Below are 23,375 nucleotides of genomic sequence, written 5' to 3' on the forward strand. Positions count from 1 at the left end.
GCGACCCCACCGGGCGTGGACGCCTCGGGGCTCCGCCCCGGACCCCGCTCCTCAAACGCCGGAGGGGCTAACTCGTCAGCCGTACCGGCAGCTCGTACAGGTCGTTCTGCGTCACCACCGGCTTGTTGCGGAGGGCCGTGTGCGGGACCGCCAGGGTCAGGTCGGGGAAGCGGGCGTACAGGGCCGGGAGGGCGACGCCCGCCTCCAGGCGGGAGAGCGCCGCGCCGGGGCACACGTGCGGGCCGTGCCCGAAGGAGATGTGGCGCGTGGGAGACGTGCGGGTGATGTCGAAGGTGCCCGCCGTGGGCCCGTGCGCCTGCTCGTCGCGGCCTATCGCGCCGTACGAGACGATCAGCGCGTCACCCGCGCGGATCACCTTGTCGCCGACGGGGACGTCCTCGGCCGCGAAGCGGATCAGGACGTGCGAGGTCGGGGTGGCGTAGCGCAGGGTCTCCTCGATGACCGCGTCCCAGCCGACCCGGCCGGACAGGACCAGGGCGAGCTGGTCGGGGTGGGCGGAGAGGTTCACCACCGCGTTGACGATGAGGGAGATCGTCGTCTCGTGGCCGGCCGCGACCATCAGCTGGAGCGTGGAGACGATCTCCTCGTCGGTGAGGTGGTCGCCGTCCTCGGAGGCCTGGATCAGCGCGCTGGTCAGGTCGTCGCCGGGCTCCGCGCGGCGGGCCGCGACGACCTTGCCCATCATCGCGGCGAGTTCGCCGAGCGTCGCCACGACCTCATCAGGGGGCGTCTGCGTGGAGAAGAACTTGTCGAAGAGGACCTTCAGGCGGGGGTGGTCCGCCTCGTCGATGCCCATCAGGTCACTGATGACGTACATGGGGAGGGGGTAGGCGAACTCCGCCTTGAGGTCGACCACCTGGCCGTCCGCCGGGAGGCCGTCGAGCAGGCCCTGCGTCAGCTCCGCGATGCGGCCGCGCATGTGCTCCACGCGGCGGGGCGTCAGCGCCTGCGCGACGAGCGTGCGCAGCCTGCGGTGCTCCTCGCCGTCGGCCGTCAGCATGGAGCGGCCGGGGTTGGCGAGGCCGATCAGCGGCCAGTCGGCGGGGATCTCGCCGCGCCGCCAGGCGCCCCAGACCTCGATGTCCTTCACCAGGCGCTTGTCGGTGAGCAGCTGCCGCGCCTCGGCGTGGTGCGTGACCGCCCACACCGGTACGCCCCCCGGCAGCTCCGCCTCCGCGAGCGGACCCGCCGCCCGCAGCCGTGCGCTCTCGCCGTCGAGGTCGGTGACGAACGGGTCCAGGGCGATGCGCGTCATCTTCGGTCTCCAAACGCTGAGGTCGGGGTCGGGGTGAAGCTCACCGGCAGTTCGGTCAGGCCGCGCAGCCACGGCGAGGGGCGGCGGGTCAGGGAGTCGGCGGGGACCGCGAGGTCGAGGTCGGGCAGGCGGTCGAGGAGGACCTCGATGCCGGTCCGTGCGATGACCTCGGCGACCTCCTGGGCCGGGAAGGGGCAGCGGTGCTCGCCGTGGCCGAAGGAGAAGTGGGCGTTGTTGCCGCCGGTCAGCGCGGAGCCGTCGGTGCGGACCTGCGGGTCGGAGTTGGCGGCGGCGAGGCCGAGGAGGAGCAGGTCGCCCGCGTTGATGCGGCGGCCGCCGAGGTGGGTGTCGCGGGAGGCCCAGCGGCCCGCGACGTTCTGCGTCGGGGTGTCCTCCCACAGGACCTCGTTCATGGCCTCGGCGACGCTGTGCCTGCCGCCGAACAGGGAGGCGGCGAAGCGGTCGTCGGTGAGCATCAGGCGCAGCGAGTTGCCGATCCAGTCGGCGGACGGCTGGTGGCCCGCGGCCATCATCACCATCAGGTCCTGGGCGATCTCCTCGTCGGTGAAGTCCGAGCCCTCTTCCGTCTGCTGGGTCTCGATCATGTACGAGGCGACGTCCTGGTCCGGCTTGGCGTGCTTGTCGGTGATGAGCCGCATCATGGAGTCCGCCAGGTGCTGCTGGCCCGCGAGTGCCCGCTCGCGGCCGTCGATCATGTCGTTCATGGCGGTGACGAGGCCGGGGCCCTGCTCGTCGGAGAAGCCGTAGATGCGGGCGAGGACGCGGACCGGGAGCAGCATCGCGTACTCGGAGATGATCTCCGTGGTGCCCTTGCCGCAGAAGCGGTCGATCAGCTCGTCCGCGAACGTCTCGGCGTGCGACTTGAGTTCGAAGGGGTCGACCGCTTCGAGGGCGTGCGCGATCATCGCGGCGCGCCGGGTGTGCCGTTCGCCGACGGTGTAGAGGATCGACGGCTGCTTGTGGCCGATCATGGGGAGCAGCGGCCAGTCGGCGGGGATGTTCGGCCACTGGTTCCACAGCTCGGAGTCGCGGCTGTAGAGGAGCGGGTCGCCGGTGACCTGGTGCAGTTCGCGGTAGCCGAGGACGAGCCAGGCCGGTATGCCGCCGTCGAGGAGCACGGGGGCGACGGGGCCGTGGTCGCGGCGCATCTCCCGGTAGAGCTGGGCCGGTTCGGTGGCGAACCGCGGGCCGGAGAGCGGGACGGGGCCGGGGGCGGCGCCCTGTCCGGCGCCGGTCACGGGGCAGGTCACTGAGCGGTCTCCTGGGGCGTGTGCGGCTGGGCGGCGGCGCGCTGAGCGGCGTACTGCGCTGCGTACAGCGTCTGGAGGTGTTCGACGAGCGTGATCAGCACGTCCTTGCCGGACTGCCGGGACCGCGCGTCGCAGTCGATGAGCGGCACCCCGGGGTCGAGGTCGAGCGCCTCGCGCAGCTGCTCCGTGGTGTGCGCGGGGCCGCCGAAGTCGTTGCGGGCCACGATGAACGGCGTGCCGTGGTGCTCCAGGCGGTCGATCGCGTACCAGGAGTCCTCCAGGCGGCGGGTGTCGACGAGGACGACCGCGCCGAGGGTGCCGGAGAAGAGGCGGTCCCACAGGAACCAGAAGCGTTCCTGGCCGGGGGCGCCGAAGAGGTAGAGGACGTTGTGCGCGTCGAGCGTGATGCGGCCGAAGTCGAAGGCGACGGTCGTGGACGTCTTGGCGCCCAGCCCTTCGAGGCCGCCCGTCTCGTCGATGCCCCGCCCGGCCTGCGTCATCGTCTCCTCGGTGTTGAGGGGACGGATCTCGCTGACGGAGCGGACCAGGGTCGTCTTGCCGACGCCGAAGCCGCCGACCACGACGATCTTCAGGCCGTTGTCGGCGGTGGCGGTCAGCTCTGTTCGGGTGGTCCCGGTAGCGCTGCGTTCAGAGGTTGCGGAGTCCAACGAGCACCTGCTCCAGGAGGTCGGAATCGGGAAGGCTGTGGGTGGGGCCCGAACGCGGGTGGCGGGCGCTGATCCGGCCCGCGTCGAGCAGGTCGGAGAGCAGGATGCGGGTGATGCTCACCGGCAGGCGGAGCTCGGCGGCGATCTCCACGACCGCCGTGGGCAGCCCGCACATCCGCAGGATCGCGGCGTGCTCGGACTGCATGCCGGGGACCGGAGCGGACTCGGCGACGACGAGGGTCACCAGGTCGAAGGGCGTGTCGGGCGCCGACCGGCTGCGACCCCCGGTGAGGGTGTACAGCCGGTCGGGGGAGTCGTCCCGGCCGGGGCGGCTCATGACGCGGGCCGGCCGCGGGGGGTGTCGTCGGCGCGGGGCGCGGCGCGCAGGTGCTCGCCCAGCTGCTCGACCAGCTCGCTCATGGTGTGGCCGACGAGACCCGCGTCGGCGTCCTCGGCGGCGATGACCGCGAGGTGGGCGCCCTCGCCGGCCTCGACGATGAAGAGGATGCCGCCGTAGAACTCGGCCATCGCCGAGCGGACCCCGCCGCTGCCGTCACCGAACTCGGCGGACGCGCCGTGCGACAGGGACTGGATGCCGGCGGCTATCGCGGCGAGCTGGTCGGCCTGGTCGACGGAGAGCTCGCGGGTGCGGCACAGCTTCAGGCCGTCACGGGAGAGCACGAGGGCGTGCCGGGCGCCGGGGGTGCGCTCCAGGAGGCCTTCGAGCAGCCAGGTCAGCTTGGCGTCGGTGGTGCTGCCGGGGGAGGTGCCGGTGGTGCCGGTGGTGCCGGTGGTCATCGGGGGGTGTCGCCTTCCGGGTGCTGGGGGATTGCGGGGGCGTCCGTGGCTTCCGAGGGGGCCGACGGAGTGGCGGGATCCGTGGGAGTGGTACGGACGGCCTGACGGAAGCTGCTGAAGCGGGCGGCGGTGCTCGCGGCGCCGGGGGCGCGGGGCCTGCGGGTCTCCCCGGTGTCACTGTCGGCACGGGCCCGCTCGGCGGCGGCGAGGGTCCGGCCGCGGGGCCGCTTGGGCAGCGGCGCCACGGCGGCCGACCGGTGGTCGGGCACGGGTTCCGCGTCGACGCGGTCGAGGGGGGCGTCCAGGAGGTACGCGTCCGGGGCGCCGGCCGCACCCGCGGCCGAGGGGAGCTCGGTCCGCGCGTGGGAGGGGGGCGCGGGTTGCCCCTGGGAGGGGAGTTCGGCGCGCTCCCCCGCGGGGGCTCCGGCCTGCGGCCGCGAGGGGGCGCCGGCCTGCCCCTGCGAGGGGAGCGCGGAGCGCTTACGCGCGGGGAGTTCGGCCTGCTCCTGGGAGGGGAGACCGGCCTGTTCCTGGTAGGGGGCGCCAGCCTGTTCCTGCGCGGGGAGTCCGGCCCGCTCGCGTGCGGGGAGCTCGGCCTGTCCCTGGGAGGAGATTCCAGCCTGCCCCTGCGCGGGGACCTCCGCCTGCTCCCGCGCGGGGAGCTCGGCCTCTCCCTGCGCGGGGGCCTCGGCCTGCCCCTGCGAGGGGAGCTCGGCCCCCTCCCGTGCGGGGAGTTCGGCCCCTTCCCGGGGCGGGAGGTGTGTCGGTGTCGCCGGGGGGAGTGCGGCGGCCGCCGCCGGTATCGCTGCCGTTTCCGACGGGCGGGAGAGCAACTCCTGCGGTATCAGCAGGAGTACCCCTGTGCCGCCGCGCGCCGACGGGCGGAACGACACCGTCAGCCCGTGCTTGCGGGCCAGCCTGCCGACCACCGCGAGGCCGAGCCGGGTGCCGGACAGACCGGTGAGCCCCGTCGTCTCGCCCGAGACGGCGCGCTCGGCGCGGCGCTGCTGCACGGGGCCCATCACCAGGCCGCTGTCCTCGACGGAGACGATGACGCCGGCCGCGACCTCCTCGATGTAGACGTGCACTTCGGAGGTGGGCGGCGAGAAGTTCGCGGCGTTGTCCAGGATTTCGGCGAGGGCGTGCATGACGCCCTCGGCGGCGTGGCCCGCGACGGCGAGCTCGCTCGCCGAGTGGACGCGCACGCGCTGGTAGCCGCCGATGCGGCCCATCGCGCCGCGCAGGATCGACTCCATGACGATGGGCCGGGACCAGCGGCGGCCCGAGCGGGCGCCGGTGAGCACGGCCACGGAGTCGGCGATGCGGCCCGCCTGCGCGGTCCTGTGGTCGAGGTGGAGGAGGTCGGTGAGGACGTCCTCGTCGGCGTGCCTGCCCTCCATCTCGCGCAGGTCGGCGAGCATGCCGGTGGCCAGGGCCTGCATGCGTCCCGCGGCGTTGGCGCACGCGGCGAGGGCGGCGGCCCGCTCGGACTCGGCGGTGCGGGCCCGCACGGTCAGTTCGTTCCGCTCACGGGCGAAGTACTCGGTGAGCGCGGTCCGCTCGCGGGTGAACTCCGCGGCGCGGGCCGCCTGTTCGAGGACGAGCCGTTCCGCGTCCTGCCGTGCGGCGGCCACGCGGCGGCGCAGCAGGGCGCCAGTGCGGAGGGAGTGGAAGGCGAGCGTCACGGCGGCGCTGAGCGCGAGGGAGGCGGCGCCCGCCCCCCATGCCAGGGGGGTCCGCACGGAGTCGGGGGCGACGGCCACGGCGGCTCCGGTGAGGGCCGCGGTGGTCAGGGCGCAGGCCAGCAGGACGAGCGCGGTCGGGCGCAGCGGGGGCTTCTCCCGCGTTCCTGTCTCCGCTCGAGCAGGGGAGGCCCCACTCGTCCCGGGGCGCGCGAGGGGGGTTTGCGCGGTCATCAATCGGGGTCCTCGATCGGAAGCGACACACTCTGCTCAAGTCGGGATCACTATAGGAGAGTTATGGACCGGGTTGGGAATCTTCCCGTCCGGATCGTGCAAAAACGGGTGGGGCGGGCTGGTCGCGAGGGGCCTGTGCGGGGGCATCCTGGACGGCATGAGCGATCTCGACGCCGACGCCGAGGGCGGTGAACAGGGCCTGCACGCGGCTGCCGACGGCCGGGCAGCCGACCGGCGTGCGGCTGCCGACGGCCGTGGAGAGGACCTGCACGCGGCCGCCGACGGCCGCGGAGAGGGCCTGCGTGCGGCCGCCGACGGCCGTGAACAAGACGTGCGCGCTGCCGCCGACGGCCGTGGACAGGACGTGCGCCCGGCCGCCGACGGCCGTGAACAAGACGTGCGCGCCGCCGCCGACGGCCGCGGAGAGGACCCGCGCGCCGCCGCCGACGGCCATCGACAGGTCCTGCGCGCCGCCCCCGACGGCCTCGCACAAGACCTGCGCGCCGCCGTGCGCGGGGACGTCGACCTCTCCGTCACCGCGCGGGCCCTGCACACCATGGACGCCTCCAACTACCGCCGGGTGCCCACCGCGGTGGTGGCCCCGCGCGACGCGGACGACGTGGCGGCGGTCCTCGCGGTCTGCCGCGAGCACGACGTGCCGGTCGTGCCGCGCGGCGCGGGCACCTCGATCGCCGGGCAGGCCACGGGGACCGGCGTCGTCCTCGACTTCACCCGCCACATGAACCGCGTCGTCGCCCTCGCCCCGGAGGAGCGCACCGCCGTGGTGCAGCCGGGCGTCGTCCTGGACGACCTGCGCGCCGCCGCGGCCCCGCACGGCCTCACCTTCGGCCCCGACCCCTCCACCCACAGCCGCTGCACCCTCGGCGGAATGATCGGCAACAACTCCTGCGGCTCCCACTCGGTGGCCTGGGGCACGACCGCCGACAACGTCTCCGCCCTCACCGTGCTCGACGGCGCGGGCGGACTCCGCAACCTCGCCAGAGGCTGGGACGGCGCCCCCGCGGGCCTGCGCGCCCTCGTCGACGGCGACCTGGCGCTCCTGCGCACCGGCTTCCCCGACCTGCCGCGCCGCATCTCCGGCTACGCCCTGGACGCGCTGCTCCCCGAACACGGCACGGACCTGGCGCGCGCCTTCTGCGGTTCGGAGGGCACCCTCGGCGTCCTCACCGAGGCGCGCGTACGCCTCGTCGAAGCGCCCCGCGCGCGTGCGCTCGCCGTGCTCGGTTACGCCGACGAGAGCGCGGCCGCCGAAGCCGCGGCGGGTCTCCTGCCGCACGGGCCACTGACCGTCGAGGGCATGGCCGCCGACCTCGTGCGCGGAGCCGCCCGGCAGAGCGGGCTGCCCAAGGGCGGCGCCTGGCTCTTCGTGGAGACCGGCGGCGACAGCCCGGCCGAGGCTCGCGCGCGCGGCGCCGCGATCGTGCGCGCGGCCGCCGCCGGCACCGTGGACGCCGTGGTCGTCGACGACCCGGCGGGGCAGCGGGCGCTGTGGCGGGTGCGCGAGGACGCCAGCGGGACGGCCACCCGCATGCCGGACGGGTCCGAGGCCTGGCCCGGCTGGGAGGACTGCGCGGTGCCGCCCGCCCGGCTCGGCGCCTACCTGCGGGACTTCAGGGCCCTCCTCGGCGAACACGGGTTGCGCGGCACGCCGTACGGGCATTTCGGGGACGGCTGCATCCACGTACGCATCGACTTCGACCTGCTGAGCCCCGAAGGCGTGGCCCGCTTCCGCGCCTTCTCCGAAGACCTCGCCGGACTCGTCGTCGCGCACGGCGGTTCGCTCTCCGGCGAACACGGCGACGGGCAGGCGCGCGCCGAACTGCTCCCGAAGATGTACGGCCCCGACCTCATCCGCCTCTTCGAACGGGTCAAGGACGTCTGGGACCCGGCGGGCCTGCTCAACCCGGGCATGCTGGTGCGGCCCGCGCCCCTCGACGCCGGCCTGCGGTTCGCGCCCCTGCCGCGTGAGCCGGTCGACGTCGTCTTCGGCTATCCGCACGACGGCGGCGACTTCACGGCGGCGGTCAGGCGGTGCGTCGGAGTCGCCAAGTGCCGTACCGCGTCGGCGGCCTCTCCCACCGGCGTGATGTGCCCGTCCTTCCGCGCCACGGGCGAGGAGGAGCACTCCACGCGCGGCCGCGCCCGCCTGCTGCACGAGATGCTCGCCGGTGAGGTGGTGACGGACGGCTGGCGCTCCACGGAGGTCAGGGACGCCCTCGACCTCTGCCTGTCCTGCAAGGGCTGCCGCTCGGACTGCCCGGTCGGCGTCGACATGGCCACGTACAAGGCGGAGTTCCTCCACCACCACTACGAAGGCCGCCGCAGACCCGCCGCCCACTACGCGATGGGCTGGCTGCCGCGCTGGCTGCGGGCCGTCGCGGCGACGCGCACGGCCCGGCTCGTCAACGCGCTGTCCCGGATCGCCCCGCTGGCCGCGCTCGCCAAACGGATGGGCGGCATCGCCCCGGAGCGGACGCTTCCGGAGGTGGCGACGCGGACGTTCCGGCAGTGGTGGGCGAGCAGGGACGAAGGCGGGAAGGGAGACGGGAGCGGGCCGCGGGCCGATGTCGTGCTGTGGCCCGACACCTTCACCGAGCACCTCTCCCCTTCCGTGGGGCAGGCCGCCGTGACGGTCCTGGAGGACGCGGGGCTCCGCGTCGCGGTGCCGGCGCGCGGGGTGTGCTGCGGCCTGACGTACGTCTCGACGGGCCAGCTCGACCGCGCCCGCACCGTCCTGCGCGCCACCCTCGACCGGATGGAACCGCTCCTGGCGGCAGGGACCCCGGTCGTCGTCCTGGAGCCGAGCTGCGCCGCCGCGCTCACCACGGACCTGCCCGAACTGCTCGGCGACGACCCCCGCGCGCCCCGGCTCGCCGCCGCGGTCCGCACCTTCGCGCAGGCCGTCGAGGAACTGGCCCCGCACTGGCGGCCCCCGGCCGTCGACCGCCCCGCCGTCGGCCAGACCCACTGCCACCAGCACGCGGTCCTGGGCGACGCGGCGGAGCGGCGGCTGCGCACGAAGGCGGGCCTGACGGGCGAACTGAGCGGCGGCTGCTGCGGCCTCGCCGGGAACTTCGGTTTCGAACGCGGCCACTACGACGTCTCGAAGACCTGCGCCGAGGAACAACTGCTGCCCTCGGTGGCGCAGGCGGACTCCGACGCGGTGGTCCTCGCCGACGGCTACTCCTGCCGCACCCAGCTGGCCCAGCTCGCCGGGGTGCGGGGACGGCATCTGGCGGAGGTGCTGGCGGACGGGCTGACGGACGGGGTGCGCCACACCCGTGCCGGGAGCGAGACGCGGGAGCCGGGCTCCGGAGACGGTTGAGCCCTACCCCCGCATGACCTCCCGCGCCAGCTCCACCAGTGCCCTCACGTACGGGTGCGGGGCGGGGCCGGCGCGCCAGGTCAGGGAGACCGGGAGGGGCGGGGCGTCCGTGAGGGGGACGTAGGTGACCGACGGGTGCGGGTGCATGCCGGGGGTCGCCGTGGTGGTGACGCCCACCGCGCGGTCGGCGGCGATCGCGGCCAGCCAGTCGTCGGTGTTGGCGACGGTCACCGTGGACGTGGGGCGCGCGTCGGCGGGCCACAGGTCGAGCGTCGTGGTGCCGGAGACCGAGTTGAGGGCGATCGTGCGGTGCGCCAGGTCCGCGAGGGCCAGCTCGGCGCGGCCCGCGAGGGGGCTGTCGGCGGGGACGGCGGCCACCCGGCGCTCCGTGTGGAGGAGCTCGGAGACCAGACCGGGCGCGTCGACGGGACCGCGCAGCAGTGCGACGTCGACCGCGCCACGGGTCAGCCCCGCGGTGCGGTCGTCGATGCGGAGGAGTTCGAGCGGTACGTCGGGGTGTGCCGCGCGCCAGCGGCGCAGCAGAGGAACGGTGTAGGGGCCCGCCGCCGACCACGCGTGCCCGAGCCGCAGCGGCCTGCGCACCGAGCGGCCCGCGTCCAGCGCGTCCTCGAACGCGGCGACGGCGACCGCCGCCCGGTCCCGGAACGCGTGCCCCGCGGCGGTGAGCGTGAGGTGGTGCGTCGAACGGTCCACGAGCCGCACGCCGAGCGCGTCCTCCAGCGCCGCGAGCGTGCGGGACGTGGCGGGCTGCGTGATTTCTCAAGCCGTGCCGGGCGCCGTAGCTTCGACATGTGGGCGCGGTTTGCGTACAGCAGTAAAAGCGCTCCACAATCCTGACGTGGTGCATTACTTTGTATGGCGCAGTGCAGCGTGATGTACTCCACGGACTTCAGGACTTCAGGACACCGGACCTCGGGAAAGGCTCGCGCGTGAACGTCTCCCGCAGCGATCAGGCAGCGCCGACGCCGCGTGCGTTCGGCTCCCTCGGCCCCGTGGGGCTCGTGCTCGCGGGCGGGATCTCCGTGCAGTTCGGCGGCGCGCTCGCCGTGAGCGTGATGCCGAGGGTCGGCGCGGTCGGCATCGTGGCGCTGCGGCTCGTCTTCGCCGCCCTCGTGCTGCTCGTCGTGTGCCGGCCGAAGGTGCGGGGGTACTCGCGGGCCGACTGGGGCACGGTCGTCGCGTTCGGCGTGGCCATGGCCGGGATGAACGGCCTCTTCTACCAGTCCGTCGCCCGCATCCCCATGGGCCCCGCCGTCACCCTCGAAGTCCTCGGCCCGCTCGCGCTCTCCGTCCTCGCCTCGCGCCGCGCCGTGAACCTCGTCTGGGCGGCGCTCGCCCTCTGCGGCGTCTTCCTGCTCGGCGGCGGGGGCGGCTTCGACGGCCTCGACCCGGTCGGTGTCGCCTACGCCCTCGGGGCCGGCGCGATGTGGGCGGTGTACATCCTCTTCAGCGCGCGCACCGGGCGGCGCTTCCCGCAGGCCGACGGTCTGGCCCTCGCGATGGCGGTCGCGGCCGTGCTGTTCCTGCCGCTGGGCGTCGCCGCGTCCGGGTCGCGGCTGGTCCAGCCGGGCACGCTGGCGCTCGGCGCGGCCGTCGCGGTGCTGTCGTCCGTACTGCCGTACACCCTCGAACTCCTCGCCCTGCGGCGGCTGCCCGCGCACACCTTCGCGGTCCTGATGAGCCTGGAACCGGCCATCGCGTCCGTCGCCGGGTTCCTCGTCCTGAGCCAGGCGCTCTCCGCCGCCGAGGCCGTCGCCATCAGCCTCGTCATCGCGGCGAGCATGGGTGCGGTGCGGACGCAGGTGGGACGGCGGCGGGCGCGTGCGGGGTCCGGTCCTGTGACCGGTGCGGAGCCGGCCGAGTCGGCGGCCCCCTTCGACATGACCGCCGTCCCCGGCGCCGAAGGCGGTGCCGAACCCAGTGCCGAAGACGGTGCCGCCCCCCGTGCCGCACACGGTGCCGAACCCGCCGGGCGGCCGTCCGAAAAGTAATGCAAGCACGCTTGCTTGTTTCTCTGCGCGCTGCCATGCTCCCAGGCACACCGCCGTGCCCCGAGGGGAGCGTTCCGTGTCAGACGCCCTGCCCGTCCTCGACGACCTGCGCAGCGAGAGCGAGGAACTCGACCGTCTCGTGGCGGGGTTGAGCCGGGAGCGATGGTCCCTCGCGACACCCGCGCCCGGCTGGACCGTGGCCCATCAGATCGCGCACCTGACCTGGACGGACCGGGCCGCGCTGCTCGCCGCCACGGACCCGGACGCCTTCGCCGCGGAGGTGCGCAAGGCCGCGGCGGCACCCGACTCCTTCGTCGACGAGGGGGCGGCGGAAGGCGCCGCGCTGCCGCCCGCCGAACTGCTCGCCCGCTGGCGTGCCGGGCGCGACGAGCTGTGGCAGATCCTGAGCGAGACCCCCGCAGGTACGCGCCTGCCCTGGTACGGGCCGCCCATGGCCGTCCCCTCCATGGCGACGGCACGGCTCATGGAGACCTGGGCGCACGGCCAGGACGTGGCGGACGCGCTCGGTGTGGCGCGGCCGGCGACGGACCGGCTGCGGTATGTCGCGCGGATCGGGGTGCGGGCGCGCGACTTCGCCTTCGCCGTACGCGGACTGCCCGCCCCGGGCGAGGAGTTCCGGGTCGAGCTGACGTCGCCCGTGACGGGTGAGCTCTGGACGTACGGCCCCGAGGAAGCCGCCCAGCGCGTCACCGGCCCGGCGCTCGACTTCTGCCTGCTCGTCACCCAGCGAGCCCACCGCGCCGATCTCGGCGTCCGCGCCGAGGGCCCCGACGCCGACCGCTGGCTGGACATCGCGCAGGCCTTCGCGGGCCCACCGGGCCCCGGCCGCCCCCGAAAGGCCCCGGCCCGATGACCGGCCCCGGCCCGATGACCGGCCCCGGCCCGACGACCGGCCCCGGTCACCCGCCCGAAGGGACCAGGACAGTGACCGTACGACCCTTCCGCATCGGCAACGCCTCCGGCTTCTACGGAGACCGGTTCGACGCCATGCGCGAGATGCTGACCGGTGGGGAACTCGACGTGCTCACCGGGGACTACCTCGCCGAGCTCACCATGCTCATCCTCGGCCGTGACCGCCTGAAGGACCCCGCGCGCGGGTACGCCAAGACCTTCCTGCGGCAGCTGGAGGAGTGCCTCGGGCTCGCCCGGGAGCGCGGCGTGCGGATCGTCGCCAACGCGGGCGGGCTCAATCCGGCGGGGCTCGCGGACGCCGTACGGGAGTTGGCCGGGCGGCTCGGGCTCGGGGAGACGCGGGTCGCGCACGTCGAGGGCGACGACCTCGGCCCCCGCTTCCCCGGCGCCCTCACCGCCAACGCCTACCTGGGCGGCGCCGGCATCACCGCGTGCCTGAACGCGGGCGCCGACGTCGTCGTCACCGGGCGCGTCACCGACGCCGCCCTGGTCACCGGGCCCGCCGCCGCGCACTTCGGATGGGGTCCGACGGAGTACGACCGGCTCGCGGGCGCCGTCGTCGCCGGGCACGTCCTGGAGTGCGGCGCGCAGGCCACCGGCGGCAATTACGCCTTCTTCGCCGAGCAGGCCGCGCGGCGCGGCGCGGACGTTCTGCGACACCCCGGACACCCCCTCGCCGAGATCTACGAAGACGGCTCCTGCGTCATCACCAAGCACGACCGCACCGGCGGCTTCGTGGACGTCGGCACGGTCACCGCGCAGCTCCTCTACGAGACGCAGGGCGCCCGGTACGCGGGACCCGACGTGACCGCCCGCCTCGACACCGTCACCCTCACCCAGGAAGGCCCCGACCGCGTCCGCATCGACGGCGTACGCGGTGAGGCGCCGCCCCCGACGCTCAAGGCGGGCCTCAACCGGCTCGGCGGGTTCCGCAACGAAGTCGTCTTCGTGCTCACCGGGCTCGACATCGAGGCCAAGGCCGCGCTCGTCCGCGCCCAGATCGAGGACGCCCTCGACCGCGCCAAGTCCCGCCCCGCGCACGTGCGGTGGGAGCTCGCCCGCACCGACCGGGAGGACGCGCCCACCGAGGAGAGCGCCAGCGCCCTGCTCCGCCTCGTCGTGCGCGACACCGACGCCGACACGGTCGGGCGCACGCTCAGCGGCGCCGCCATCGAGCTGGCCCTCGCGAGCTACCCCGGCTTCCACGTGACGGCGCCGCCCGGCAAGGGCTCCCCGTACGGGGTCTTCGAGGCGGCGTACGTCGAGCGGGACAGCGTCGGACACGTGGCGGTCCTGCCCGACGGGGAGCGGCGCCCTGTCCCGTCCGGCGCCGACACCCTCGTACTGGAAGACCTGCCGACCCCGCCCCCGCCCGCGCCCCTCCCGCCAGGACCCGTCCGCCGCGCCCCCCTCGGCCTCGTCGCCGGGGCCCGCAGCGGCGACAAGGGCGGGGACGCCAACGTCGGCGTATGGGTGCGGTCCGACGACGCCTGGCGGTGGCTCGCCCACGAGCTGACGGTGGACCGGCTGCGTGCACTCCTCCCGGAGACCGCCGGGCTGCGCGTCGTCCGCCACGACCTGCCGAACCTGCGCGCCCTGAACTTCGTCGTCGAGGGACTGCTCGGCGAGGGCGTGGCCGCGCAGGCCCGCTTCGACCCGCAGGCCAAGGGCCTCGGCGAGTGGCTGCGCGCCCGCCACCTCGACATACCGGAGGTACTGCTGTGACCGTCCTCGCCTCCGCGCTCGACTCCGCGAGCGCCGAGTACGCCGAGCACCGCCAGGCCATGCTGGACCGGCTCGCGGAGCTCGACGCCGAGCAGGCCAAGGCCCTCGAAGGGGGAGGGGAGAAGTACGTCCAGCGGCACCGCGAGCGCGGCAAGCTGCTCGCCCGGGAACGCATCGAACTGCTCCTCGACCCGGACACCCCGTTCCTGGAGCTGTCGCCGCTCGCCGCCTGGGGCAGCGACTATCCCGTCGGCGCCTCCATGGTCACCGGCATCGGCGTCGTCGAGGGTGTCGAGTGCCTGATCACCGCCAACGATCCGACGGTCCGGGGCGGCGCCTCCAACCCGTGGACGCTGAAGAAGGCGTTCCGGGCGCACGAGATCGGGCACGCCAACCGGCTGCCTTCCATCCACCTCGTGGAGTCCGGGGGCGCGGATCTCCCCTCCCAGAAGGAGATCTTCATCCCGGGCGGCGCCCTCTTCAAACACCTCACGCAGTCCTCGGCGGCCGGCATCCCGACCATCGCCGTCGTCTTCGGGAACTCCACCGCGGGCGGCGCCTACGTCCCCGGCATGAGCGACCACGTGATCATGGTCAAGGAGCGCGCGAAGGTCTTCCTCGGCGGCCCGCCCCTGGTGAAGATGGCGACCGGCGAGGAGAGCGACGACGAGTCGCTGGGCGGCGCCGAGATGCACGCCCGCACCTCCGGCCTCGCCGACCACCTCGCCGAGGACGAGCGCGACGCGCTGCGCCGGGCCCGCCGGGTCGTGGCGCGCCTCAACTGGCGCAAGGCGTACGCCGACCCGGGGCCTGCCGAGCCGCCCAAGTACGACGAGGAAGAACTCCTCGGCATCGTCCCCGGCGACCTGAAGAAACCCTTCGACCCGCGCGAGGTCATCGCGCGCATCGTCGACGGCTCCGACTTCGACGAGTTCAAGCCGCTGTACGGCAGCTCCCTCGTCACCGGGTGGGCCGCCCTGCACGGCTATCCCGTCGGCATCCTCGCCAACGCGCAGGGCGTGCTGTTCAGCGAGGAGTCGCAGAAGGCCGCCCAGTTCATCCAGCTGGCCAACCAGCGCGACATTCCGCTGCTCTTCCTGCACAACACCACCGGCTACATGGTCGGCAAGGAGTACGAGCAGGGCGGCATCATCAAACACGGCGCGATGATGATCAACGCGGTCAGCAACTCGCGGGTGCCGCACCTGTCGGTGCTCATGGGCGCGAGCTACGGCGCCGGGCACTACGGCATGTGCGGCCGCGCCTACGACCCCCGCTTCCTCTTCGCCTGGCCGAGCGCCAAGTCCGCCGTCATGGGCCCGCAGCAGCTCGCGGGCGTCCTGTCCATCGTCGCCCGCGCCTCCGCCGCCGCCAAGGGGCAGCCCTACGACGACGAGGCGGACGCCGGACTGCGCGCCATGGTCGAGCAGCAGATCGAGGCGGAGTCGCTGCCGATGTTCCTGTCCGGGCGGCTCTACGACGACGGGGTCATCGACCCGCGCGACACCCGCACCGTCCTCGGTCTCTGCCTCTCCGCGATCCACACCGCCCCCTACGAAGGCGCACGCGGCGGCTTCGGCGTCTTCCGGATGTGAGGCAGTGACGATGACGATGATCAAGTCAGTACTCGTGGCCAACCGGGGCGAGATCGCCTGCCGCGTCTTCCGCACCTGCCGGGAGCTCGGCATCGCCACGGTCGCCGTGCACTCCGACGCCGACGCGGACGCCCTGCACGTACGCGAGGCGGACACGGCGGTACGGCTGCCGGGGTCGGCGCCCTCCGACACGTATCTGCGCGGCGACCTCGTCGTGAAGGCCGCGCAGGCCGCGGGCGCCGACGCGGTCCACCCCGGCTACGGCTTCCTCTCCGAGAACGCCGGCTTCGCGCGCGCCGTCCTGGACGCCGGGCTCGTCTGGATCGGGCCGCCGCCCGAAGCGATCGAGGCGATGGCGTCCAAGACGCGCGCCAAGGAACTGATGGGCGTCGCGCCGCTCGGCGACGTCACCGAGGCCGACCTGCCCGTCCTCGTGAAGGCCGCCGCGGGCGGCGGCGGGCGCGGCATGCGCGTCGTACGGGACATGGCCGATCTGCCGGGGGAGCTGGCGGCGGCGCGGGCCGAGGCCGCCAGTGCCTTCGGGGACGGGGAGGTGTTCGTCGAGCCGTACGTCGAGGGCGGGCGCCACGTCGAGGTGCAGATCATGGCCGACGCGCACGGCACCGTGTGGCCGCTCGGCACCCGCGACTGCACCCTCCAGCGCAGGCACCAGAAGGTCATCGAGGAGTCGCCGGCCCCCGGCCTGACACCGGAACTGGTCGCCGAACTGCACGCACAGGCCGTGCGCGCCGCCCGCGTCACCGACTACCGGGGAGCGGGCACCGTCGAATTCCTGGTGGCCGGAGAGCGGGCGCACTTCCTGGAGATGAACACCCGCCTCCAGGTCGAACACCCGGTGACGGAGGCCGTGTTCGGACTCGACCTCGTCGCGCTACAGATCCGGATAGCCGAGGGCGCCGCCCTGGACAAGGAGCCGCCGGCCCCGCACGGCCACGCCGTCGAGGCCCGCCTCTACGCCGAGGACCCGGCCGCCGACTGGGCCCCGCAGACCGGCACCCTGCACCGCCTCGACGTGCCGGGCGGCGTGCGCCTCGACACCGGGTACGCCGCGGGCGACACCATCGGCGTGCACTACGACGCGATGCTCGCCAAGGCCGTCGCGCACGCGCCGACACGCGCCGAAGCCGTCCGCAGACTCGCGGGCGCCCTGGAGCGCGCCGCCGTCCACGGACCCGTCACCAACCGCGACCTGCTCGTCCGCTCCCTGCGGCACCCCGAGTTCACCGAAGCCCGCATGGACACCGGCTTCTACGACCGGCACGCCCCCGCACTCACCGCCGCCGCGCCCGACCCGTACGCCCCACTGGCCGCAGCCCTCGCCGACGCGCACGGCCGCTCCCGGTTCGGCGGCTGGCGCAACCTCCCCTCCCAGCCCCACCTCAAGCGCTACCGCACCGAACCCGACGGCACCGAGCACGAGGTGCGCTACCACCACACGCGGCAGGGCCCCGCCGCCGACGGCGTGACCGTGCTCGACGTGCACCCGGGACGCGTGGTGCTCGAAGTGGACGGCGTACGACGTACGTTCACGGTCGCGCGGTACGACGGCCGCGTCCACGTCGGCACACCGGACGGGGACACCGCCCTCACCCCGCTGCCCCTGCTCCCCGAACCCACCACCCGCCGCGCACCCGGCTCGCTCCTCGCCCCCATGCCCGGCACCGTCGTCCGCGTCGCCGACGGCATCGCCGAAGGGCAGCCGGTCACCGCCGGGCAGCCCCTCGTCTGGCTGGAGGCCATGAAGATGGAGCACCGCATCTGCGCCCCCGCCGCCGGAACGCTCACCGCCCTGCACGCCGTGCCCGGCCGCCAGGTCGAGGTCGGCGCGCTGCTCGCCGTAGTCCGAGAGGGAGAGTCCTCATGAGTGTCACCGCTCGCAGCACCGTCCTCGAAACCGAGGAGCACCAGGCCCTGCGCGCCGCCGTCGCCGCGCTCGGCAAGCGGTACGGCCGCGACTACGTCGCCAGGGTCGCCGCGGCAGGCGGCCACCCCGACGAGCTGTGGGCGGACGCCGCCAAGCTCGGGTACCTGGGCGTGAACCTGCCCGAGGAGTACGGGGGAGGAGGCGGCGGCATCGCGGAACTCTCCATCGTCCTCGAAGAGTTGGGCGCCGCCGGCTGTCCGCTCCTCATGATGGTCGTCTCGCCCGCGATCTGCGGCACGGTCATCGCCCGCTTCGGCACCGAGGAGCAGAAGCGCACCTGGCTGCCGGGGCTCGCCGACGGCACCCGCACCATGGCCTTCGGCATCACCGAACCCGACGCGGGCTCCAACTCGCACCGCATCACCACCACCGCACGCCGCGACCCGGACACCGGCGACTGGCTGCTCACCGGCCGCAAAGTCTTCATCTCCGGCGTCGACATCGCCGACGCGACACTCATCGTGGGCCGTACGTCCGACGCGCGGACCGGCAACCTCAAACCGTGCCTGTTCATCGTCCCGCGCGACACACCCGGCTTCGAGCGGCGGCGGATCGACATGGAACTCCAGGCCGCGGAGAAGCAGTTCGAGCTCACCCTCGACGACGTGCGGCTCCCGGCGGACGCGCTCGTCGGCGACGAGGACGCGGGCCTGCTCCAGCTCTTCGCGGGCCTCAACCCCGAGCGCATCATGACCGCCGCGTTCGCCATCGGCATGGGCCGGTACGCCCTCACCCGCGCCGTCGAGTACGCCAAGGAACGCAGCGTGTGGAAGTCCCCGATCGGCGCCCACCAGGCCATCGCGCACCCCCTCGCCCAGTCCCACGTCGAGCTCGAACTCGCCCGCCTGATGATGCAGAAGGCCGCCGGGCTCTACGACGAGGGCGACGACGTCGGCGCGGGCGAGGCCGCCAACATGGCGAAGCTCGCCGCCGCCGACGCCTGCGTGAAGGCCGTCGACCAGGCCGTGCACACGCTCGGCGGCAACGGCCTGACCAAGGAGTTCGGCCTCGCCTCGCTGATCGTCGCGTCCCGCGTGGCGCGGATCGCCCCGGTCAGCCGGGAGATGATCCTCAACTACGTCTCGCACCAGACGCTCGGCCTGCCCAAGTCCTACTGAGGAGCGCCCACCGTGAGTCTCACCGTCTCCTCCCCGGCCCGCGGCATCACCACCGTCACCCTGGACGCGCCCGAGCGGCGCAACGCGCTCTCGGCGGAGCTGGTCGGCGCCCTGGCCGAGGCGCTCGGCGACCTGGGCGAGGACTCCGCCACCCGCGCGGCCCTGCTCACCCACACCGGCTCGACGTTCTGCTCGGGCGCCGACCTGAAAGCCCCGCCCGACCCGCGGGACTTCGTGGCGCTGCTCCGGCAGCTCGTGACGCTCCCCAAGCCGGTCGCCGCACGGGTGGACGGGCACGTGCGGGCGGGCGGGCTCGGGCTGCTCGGCGCGTGCGACGTGGCGGTCGCGGGCCCGGGGGCGTCGTTCGCGTTCACGGAGGTGCACATAGGCGTCGCCCCCGCCGTGATCTCCCTCCCCCTCCTGCCCCGCCTCGACCCGAGCGCGGCCGCTCGCTACTACCTCACCGGGGAGCGCTTCGACGCGGCGGAGGCGGCCCGCATCGGCCTGGTCACGGCGGCCGCCACCGACGTCGACGCCGCGCTCGAACCGCTCCTCGACGGGTTCCGCGCGGCGGCGCCGGGCGCCCTGGCCGAGACGAAGAAGCTGCTCACGGCTAGGGTGCTCGACGCATTCGACGACCAATCGGACGCCCTCACGGCCCTGTCCGCGCGGCTCTTCGGCTCGGCCGAGGCGCGCGAGGGCATGACGGCGTTCCTCGAACGACGGGAGCGCCCATGGGTGCTGTGACCGCCGCCGACCGGGCACCCAAGCAGGACCGCAGCCGCGCGACGCGGCAGAAACTCCTGGAGGCCGCGGTGTCCTGCCTCGCCGAGCACGGCTGGGCGGGCTCCACGGTCTCCGTGGTCGCCGAGCGGGCGGGCGTCTCGCGGGGCGCGGCGCAGCACCACTTCCCCACGCGGGAGGATTTGTTCACGGCGGCCGTCGAGTACGTCGCCGAACAGCGCTCCACGGCACTCCGCGCCCTGCCCGCCCAGGACAGGGCCTCGGTGGTCGCCGCCCTCGTCGACCTCTACACCGGCCCGCTCTTCCGCGCGGCACTCCACCTGTGGGTGGCCGCGTCGAACGAGCCGGCGCTCGGCTCGCGGGTGACGGAACTGGAATCCCGCGTGGGCCGCGAGATACACCGCATCGCGGTGTCCCTCCTCGGCGCGGACGAGTCCCGCCCCGGCGTCCGCGAGACGATCCAGGGCCTCCTGGACATGGCCCGGGGCCTGGGCCTGGCAAACCTGCTGACGGATGACGGGGCGCGGCGGGAGAGGGTGGTGGCGCAGTGGACGGTGCTGGTGGAGGCGGCGCTACGGGCTTGAGGTTTGGCCTGTACCTCGCCGGAGGCAGCTGATCATCCAGCCGCCTCCGGCATGGGCTGTCTATTCTCAGCCGCCTCCGGCAGAGGGGCTTCTCAGCCCCTCCGGCGCGGGGTGCTTGTTTTCAGCCCCTCCGGCGATTGAGGAGCGGGGTCCGGGGCAGAGCCCCGCGACCTCAACGTGTGCCCGCGGTCAGCGGGCGATCTCCTCGTACCCCTCGATCTCCTGCGGGGAACGGCTGCCGGGCCCGACATACCGGGCGGAGGGCCGGACAAGCCGCCCCGTCCGCTTCTGCTCAAGAATGTGCGCCGACCACCCGGCGGTCCGCGCACACGTGAACATCGACGTGAACATGTGCGCCGGCACCTCGGCGAAGTCGAGGACGATCGCGGCCCAGAACTCCACGTTCGTGGCGAGGACACGGTCGGGCCTGCGGGCGTGCAGCTCGTCGAGGGCCGCCTTCTCCAGCGCCTCCGCGACCTCGAAGCGGGGCGCACCCAGCTCACGGGCGGTGCGCCGCAGCACGCGCGCGCGGGGGTCCTCGGCCCGGTACACCCGGTGCCCGAAGCCCATCAGCCGCTCACCCTTGTCCAGCGCCTGCTTCACGTACGCCACCGCGTCCCCCGTGCGCTCGATCTCCTCGATCATGCCGAGGACCCGGGAGGGCGCGCCGCCGTGCAGCGGCCCGGACATCGCGCCGACGGCCCCGCTCAGCGCCGCCGCGACGTCCGCGCCGGTGGAGGCGATGACGCGGGCGGTGAAGGTGGACGCGTTCATGCCGTGCTCGGCGGCCGACGTCCAGTACGCGTCGACGGCCTGCACGTGCTTGGGGTCGGGCTCCCCGCGCCACCGTTTCATGAACCGCTCGACGACCGTCCCGGCCTTGTCGATCTCCCGCTGCGGAACCATCGGCAGGCCCTGGCCGCGGGCCGACTGGGCGACGTACGAGAGGGCCATGACGGCGGCGCGCGCCAGGTCCTCGCGGGCCTGCTCCTCGCTGATGTCGAGCAGCGGCCGCAGGCCCCAGACGGGCGCGAGCATCGCCAGGGCGGACTGCACGTCGACGCGGATGTCGCCGGAGTGCACCGGGATCGGGAAGGGCTCGGCGGGCGGCAGACCGGGGTTGAAGGCGCCGTCGACGAGCAGGCCCCACACGTTGCCGAAGGAGACGTGGCCGACCAGGTCCTCGATGTCGACGCCGCGGTAACGGAGCGCGCCGCCTTCCTTGTCCGGTTCGGCGATCTCCGTCTCGAACGCGACGACTCCTTCAAGTCCGGGTACGAAGTCGGACATCAGGCGGCTCCTCAAGATGGATTCGACATGACTCGCGGTCCGGAACGGTAACCCGGTGATGCCCCGTGAGGCTGGTGGTCACCCAACCGATACGGCAGCAGGACGATATCCCTTGGTGCCACCTTTGGCGACGGTATGCGGCACTCAGTGCCACACGTCACCTCTCCGCACCGCGCGGCAAGTACGGCAAGATGACCGGGTGACCGACTCGAGTGTCCCCCTTCCGGAACCGGCCGACATGCGTGAGCAGTACGTCACCGGAGGGCTGTCAGAGGCCGAGCTGCCGGCCGCGCCCATGGACCAGTTCGCCCTCTGGTTCAAGGAGGCCGCACGCGACAGGGACGCCGTCCCGGAGCCGAACGCCATGGTCGTCTCGACCGCCGACGAGACGGGCCGCCCCAGCTCCCGCACGGTGCTCCTGAAGGGCTTCGACGAGCGGGGCTTCGTCTTCTACACCAACTACGGCTCCCGCAAGGCCCGCGAGCTCGCCGCCAACCCGCACGTCTCGCTGCTCTTCCCCTGGCACGCCGTGGCCCGCCAGGTGATCGTCACCGGCACGGCGGAGCGCGTCGGGCGCGAGGAGACGGTCGCGTACTTCCGGACCCGCCCACACGGCTCCCAGCTGGGCGCCTGGGCCAGCGCCCAGTCCACCGTGCTCGCCTCGCGCGCCGAACTCGACCGCGCCTACGCCGACCTGGCGGCCCGCTACCCGGAGGGCGAACAGGTCCCGGTGCCGCCGCACTGGGGCGGCTTCCGGGTGACACCGCAGGCGGTGGAGTTCTGGCAGGGCAGGACGGACCGCCTGCACGACCGTCTGCGGTACGTGCGTACGGAGGACGGCGGGGGCTGGCGGCTGGAACGCCTCAGTCCGTGAGGCCCGTGAGTCCTGTGCTGTCGGCCCGCAGCGGGGGACGATTCAGCCTGTCCGGCGCTTGAGGACGAGTAGGCCGAAGGCCACGACGAGACGGCGCCGAATGTGCGGGGCGCCGAGTCACCCCGCAAGGACCCCGTCCAGAAACGGCTCGACCGCGGCGCGCCACGCCTCCGGCTGGTCGTAGTGCACGAGGTGTCCCGCGTCGGCCACTTCCGCGTACTCCCCGCGGGGCAGCACGCGGACCATCTCCTGGGACTCGGCCCGGCCGAGCTCGCCGTCCTGGCCGCGCACGACGAGCGCGGGGCAGCGGACCTGGATGAGCTCCTCCCAGTGGGCGTCGTGCACCCACGTCTCGCGGGAGCTGAGCATCTGGGCGCGGTCGAAGACGGGCCGCCAGCCGTCCGGGCCCTCGGTCATCACCTCGGCGAAGAACTCACCCCGCGCGGGGTTGGGCCGCTCCACCCAGGGGTCGTCCTCGCCGAACCACTTGCGTACGTCGGCGAGCGTCGCGAACGGCACCGGCCAGGACTTGAACCAGTCCTCCCAGTCGCGCTGGGAGGCGGCCCCGAGCGCGGAGGCCCGCATGTCGCAGATGACGAGGCCCCGGACGAGGTCGGGGCGGCGGGCGGCGAGCTGCCAGGCGGTGAGGGCGCCCATGGAGTGGCCGATGAGGACGGCGGGGGCGAGGCCGAGCTGGACGAGGGCGGCCTCGGCGTCGTCCACGTAGGCATCGCGGGTGTAGGGGCCTTCGGCGGGCTTCTCGCTCCTGCCGTGGCCGCGCTGGTCGAGTGCGACCGCGCGGTGCCGCTCGGCGAGCCAGCGGGCGGTGCCCGCCCAGTGCGAGGCGCGGCCCATCAGGCCGTGCAGCAACAGCACTCCGCCGGACGCTCCCTCGGCCTCCCTGAGCTTGGGAGGGTCGGCGTACTCCCAGGCGGCGAGGCGTACGCCGCCCGCGCCCGTCACGTCGATGCGCCGCACCATGGTTCCTGGCACCCCCCTGGGTTCCGCTCGGGTTCCACGCCTGGCCCTGCTCCACACCCCCGCACGCTATCGAACTCCCTTTCGAAATCGGCCGGTTCGCCGATAACACCCCACCTTCGGGTGACCACGCTCGGGGATTGACCGGCGCGGCCGCGGGGAGATCTTCATCGGGAGGCGGGCCGCTCGGGGAGTTCGGTCCGAGGGGAATGACCCTGAGAGCTCGGGGCTCCGGGTCAGCACAGGGGAGGACAGGCCCCGGCGCTCACCAGCGCCGGGGCCCTCACCAAACGCACCAGACG

18 protein-coding genes and 1 pseudogene are annotated in these 23,375 nt (G+C 73.9%); 10 read left to right on the plus strand and 9 right to left on the minus strand.

All coding sequences use genetic code 11. The features are described 5' to 3' along the window. Window positions 1-67: 67 nt before the first annotated feature. The 6 genes from ACZ4Z4_RS13070 to ACZ4Z4_RS13095 are packed head-to-tail and all read right to left on the minus strand — an operon-like array spanning window position 68 to window position 5,929. On the minus strand, window positions 68-1,276 hold the full coding sequence (locus ACZ4Z4_RS13070; RefSeq protein WP_468326345.1) for a cytochrome P450 family protein: 1,209 nt from the start codon (window positions 1,274-1,276) through the stop codon (window positions 68-70). After that, window positions 1,273-2,547 carry a cytochrome P450 gene (locus ACZ4Z4_RS13075; protein ID WP_468326347.1) on the minus strand — a complete coding sequence of 425 codons (1,275 nt, stop codon included), beginning with the start codon at window positions 2,545-2,547 and terminating at the stop codon, window positions 1,273-1,275. Before ACZ4Z4_RS13075 ends, ACZ4Z4_RS13070 begins: the two co-directional genes overlap by 4 nt. Next, a complete protein-coding gene (locus tag ACZ4Z4_RS13080; protein WP_468326348.1) occupies window positions 2,544-3,215 on the minus strand; it encodes a GTP-binding protein in 672 nt (223 codons plus the stop codon). Before ACZ4Z4_RS13080 ends, ACZ4Z4_RS13075 begins: the two co-directional genes overlap by 4 nt. After that, complete coding sequence (locus tag ACZ4Z4_RS13085; protein ID WP_362998030.1) at window positions 3,196-3,552, minus strand: DUF742 domain-containing protein; 357 nt, start codon at window positions 3,550-3,552, stop codon at window positions 3,196-3,198. The genes ACZ4Z4_RS13080 and ACZ4Z4_RS13085 overlap by 20 nt, the downstream gene beginning before the upstream one ends. After that, complete coding sequence (locus tag ACZ4Z4_RS13090; protein WP_468326349.1) at window positions 3,549-4,013, minus strand: roadblock/LC7 domain-containing protein; 465 nt, start codon at window positions 4,011-4,013, stop codon at window positions 3,549-3,551. The genes ACZ4Z4_RS13085 and ACZ4Z4_RS13090 overlap by 4 nt, the downstream gene beginning before the upstream one ends. Next, window positions 4,010-5,929 carry a sensor histidine kinase gene (locus tag ACZ4Z4_RS13095; RefSeq protein ID WP_468326351.1) on the minus strand — a complete coding sequence of 640 codons (1,920 nt, stop codon included), beginning with the start codon at window positions 5,927-5,929 and terminating at the stop codon, window positions 4,010-4,012. The genes ACZ4Z4_RS13090 and ACZ4Z4_RS13095 overlap by 4 nt, the downstream gene beginning before the upstream one ends. A 556-nt stretch (window positions 5,930-6,485) precedes the next feature. On the opposite strand from ACZ4Z4_RS13095, the gene ACZ4Z4_RS13100 reads away from it, so the two are divergent. Further along, entirely contained in the window at window positions 6,486-9,275 is a 2,790-nt protein-coding gene (locus tag ACZ4Z4_RS13100; RefSeq protein WP_468326868.1) for an FAD-binding and (Fe-S)-binding domain-containing protein, read from the plus strand. 3 nt (window positions 9,276-9,278) lie between these two features. Here ACZ4Z4_RS13100 and ACZ4Z4_RS13105 read toward each other — a convergent pair. Beyond that, window positions 9,279-10,052, minus strand: a pseudogene (locus ACZ4Z4_RS13105) (LysR family transcriptional regulator); the annotation flags it as partial. A 173-nt stretch (window positions 10,053-10,225) separates the two neighbouring features. Here ACZ4Z4_RS13105 and ACZ4Z4_RS13110 point away from each other — a divergent pair. The 8 genes from ACZ4Z4_RS13110 to ACZ4Z4_RS13145 all read left to right on the plus strand — a co-directional run bounded on the left by ACZ4Z4_RS13110 (window position 10,226) and on the right by ACZ4Z4_RS13145 (window position 19,931). Then, the gene (locus ACZ4Z4_RS13110) at window positions 10,226-11,287 is read left to right on the plus strand and encodes an EamA family transporter (RefSeq protein ID WP_468326353.1); all 1,062 of its coding nucleotides are present in this window, start codon (window positions 10,226-10,228) and stop codon (window positions 11,285-11,287) included. 76 nt (window positions 11,288-11,363) lie between these two features. Then, complete coding sequence (locus ACZ4Z4_RS13115; RefSeq protein WP_468326354.1) at window positions 11,364-12,161, plus strand: TIGR03084 family metal-binding protein; 798 nt, start codon at window positions 11,364-11,366, stop codon at window positions 12,159-12,161. Further along, window positions 12,158-13,945 carry an acyclic terpene utilization AtuA family protein gene (locus tag ACZ4Z4_RS13120; RefSeq protein ID WP_468326356.1) on the plus strand — a complete coding sequence of 596 codons (1,788 nt, stop codon included), beginning with the start codon at window positions 12,158-12,160 and terminating at the stop codon, window positions 13,943-13,945. Before ACZ4Z4_RS13115 ends, ACZ4Z4_RS13120 begins: the two co-directional genes overlap by 4 nt. Continuing rightward, entirely contained in the window at window positions 13,942-15,540 is a 1,599-nt protein-coding gene (locus ACZ4Z4_RS13125) for an acyl-CoA carboxylase subunit beta (RefSeq protein WP_468326358.1), read from the plus strand. The genes ACZ4Z4_RS13120 and ACZ4Z4_RS13125 overlap by 4 nt, the downstream gene beginning before the upstream one ends. A gap of 16 nt (window positions 15,541-15,556) precedes the next feature. After that, entirely contained in the window at window positions 15,557-17,425 is a 1,869-nt protein-coding gene (locus ACZ4Z4_RS13130) for an acetyl/propionyl/methylcrotonyl-CoA carboxylase subunit alpha (protein WP_468326869.1), read from the plus strand. Continuing rightward, window positions 17,422-18,603, plus strand: a complete 1,182-nt coding sequence (locus ACZ4Z4_RS13135) for an acyl-CoA dehydrogenase family protein (protein WP_468326360.1) — start codon at window positions 17,422-17,424, stop codon at window positions 18,601-18,603. Before ACZ4Z4_RS13130 ends, ACZ4Z4_RS13135 begins: the two co-directional genes overlap by 4 nt. A 12-nt stretch (window positions 18,604-18,615) precedes the next feature. Then, entirely contained in the window at window positions 18,616-19,350 is a 735-nt protein-coding gene (locus ACZ4Z4_RS13140) for an enoyl-CoA hydratase family protein (RefSeq protein WP_468326361.1), read from the plus strand. After that, window positions 19,338-19,931 (plus strand): TetR/AcrR family transcriptional regulator, encoded by a 594-nt coding sequence (locus ACZ4Z4_RS13145; protein WP_468326362.1) that lies wholly within the window; start codon window positions 19,338-19,340, stop codon window positions 19,929-19,931. The genes ACZ4Z4_RS13140 and ACZ4Z4_RS13145 overlap by 13 nt, the downstream gene beginning before the upstream one ends. A 189-nt stretch (window positions 19,932-20,120) precedes the next feature. On the opposite strand, the gene ACZ4Z4_RS13150 is transcribed toward ACZ4Z4_RS13145, so the two are convergent. Then, a complete protein-coding gene (locus ACZ4Z4_RS13150; protein WP_468326363.1) occupies window positions 20,121-21,221 on the minus strand; it encodes a citrate synthase 2 in 1,101 nt (366 codons plus the stop codon). A gap of 238 nt (window positions 21,222-21,459) precedes the next feature. On the opposite strand from ACZ4Z4_RS13150, the gene pdxH reads away from it, so the two are divergent. Next, the gene (gene pdxH / locus ACZ4Z4_RS13155; RefSeq protein WP_468326871.1) at window positions 21,460-22,095 is read left to right on the plus strand and encodes a pyridoxamine 5'-phosphate oxidase; all 636 of its coding nucleotides are present in this window, start codon (window positions 21,460-21,462) and stop codon (window positions 22,093-22,095) included. 117 nt (window positions 22,096-22,212) lie between these two features. Here the strand turns inward: pdxH and ACZ4Z4_RS13160 are convergent, their stop codons facing one another. Beyond that, complete coding sequence (locus ACZ4Z4_RS13160; protein WP_468326364.1) at window positions 22,213-23,076, minus strand: alpha/beta fold hydrolase; 864 nt, start codon at window positions 23,074-23,076, stop codon at window positions 22,213-22,215. Window positions 23,077-23,375 lie beyond the last annotated feature (299 nt).

This window comes from Streptomyces sp. NPDC030245 (assembly GCF_055572995.1).

What these genes read in the sequence shown, in the direction of transcription:
- ACZ4Z4_RS13070 (WP_468326345.1), bottom strand. Translation starts at nt 1,276, where the DNA reads ATGACGCGCATCGCCCTGGACCCGTTCGTCACCGACCTCGACGGCGAG.
- ACZ4Z4_RS13085 (WP_362998030.1), bottom strand. Translation starts at nt 3,552, where the DNA reads ATGAGCCGCCCCGGCCGGGACGACTCCCCCGACCGGCTGTACACCCTC.
- ACZ4Z4_RS13090 (WP_468326349.1), bottom strand. Translation starts at nt 4,013, where the DNA reads ATGACCACCGGCACCACCGGCACCACCGGCACCTCCCCCGGCAGCACC.
- ACZ4Z4_RS13095 (WP_468326351.1), bottom strand. Translation starts at nt 5,929, where the DNA reads ATGACCGCGCAAACCCCCCTCGCGCGCCCCGGGACGAGTGGGGCCTCC.
- ACZ4Z4_RS13100 (WP_468326868.1), top strand. Translation starts at nt 6,486, where the DNA reads ATGGACGCCTCCAACTACCGCCGGGTGCCCACCGCGGTGGTGGCCCCG.
- ACZ4Z4_RS13120 (WP_468326356.1), top strand. Translation starts at nt 12,158, where the DNA reads ATGACCGGCCCCGGCCCGATGACCGGCCCCGGCCCGACGACCGGCCCC.
- ACZ4Z4_RS13130 (WP_468326869.1), top strand. Translation starts at nt 15,557, where the DNA reads ATGATCAAGTCAGTACTCGTGGCCAACCGGGGCGAGATCGCCTGCCGC.
- ACZ4Z4_RS13135 (WP_468326360.1), top strand. Translation starts at nt 17,422, where the DNA reads ATGAGTGTCACCGCTCGCAGCACCGTCCTCGAAACCGAGGAGCACCAG.
- ACZ4Z4_RS13145 (WP_468326362.1), top strand. Translation starts at nt 19,338, where the DNA reads ATGGGTGCTGTGACCGCCGCCGACCGGGCACCCAAGCAGGACCGCAGC.
- ACZ4Z4_RS13150 (WP_468326363.1), bottom strand. Translation starts at nt 21,221, where the DNA reads ATGTCCGACTTCGTACCCGGACTTGAAGGAGTCGTCGCGTTCGAGACG.
- pdxH (WP_468326871.1), top strand. Translation starts at nt 21,460, where the DNA reads ATGCGTGAGCAGTACGTCACCGGAGGGCTGTCAGAGGCCGAGCTGCCG.
- ACZ4Z4_RS13160 (WP_468326364.1), bottom strand. Translation starts at nt 23,076, where the DNA reads ATGGTGCGGCGCATCGACGTGACGGGCGCGGGCGGCGTACGCCTCGCC.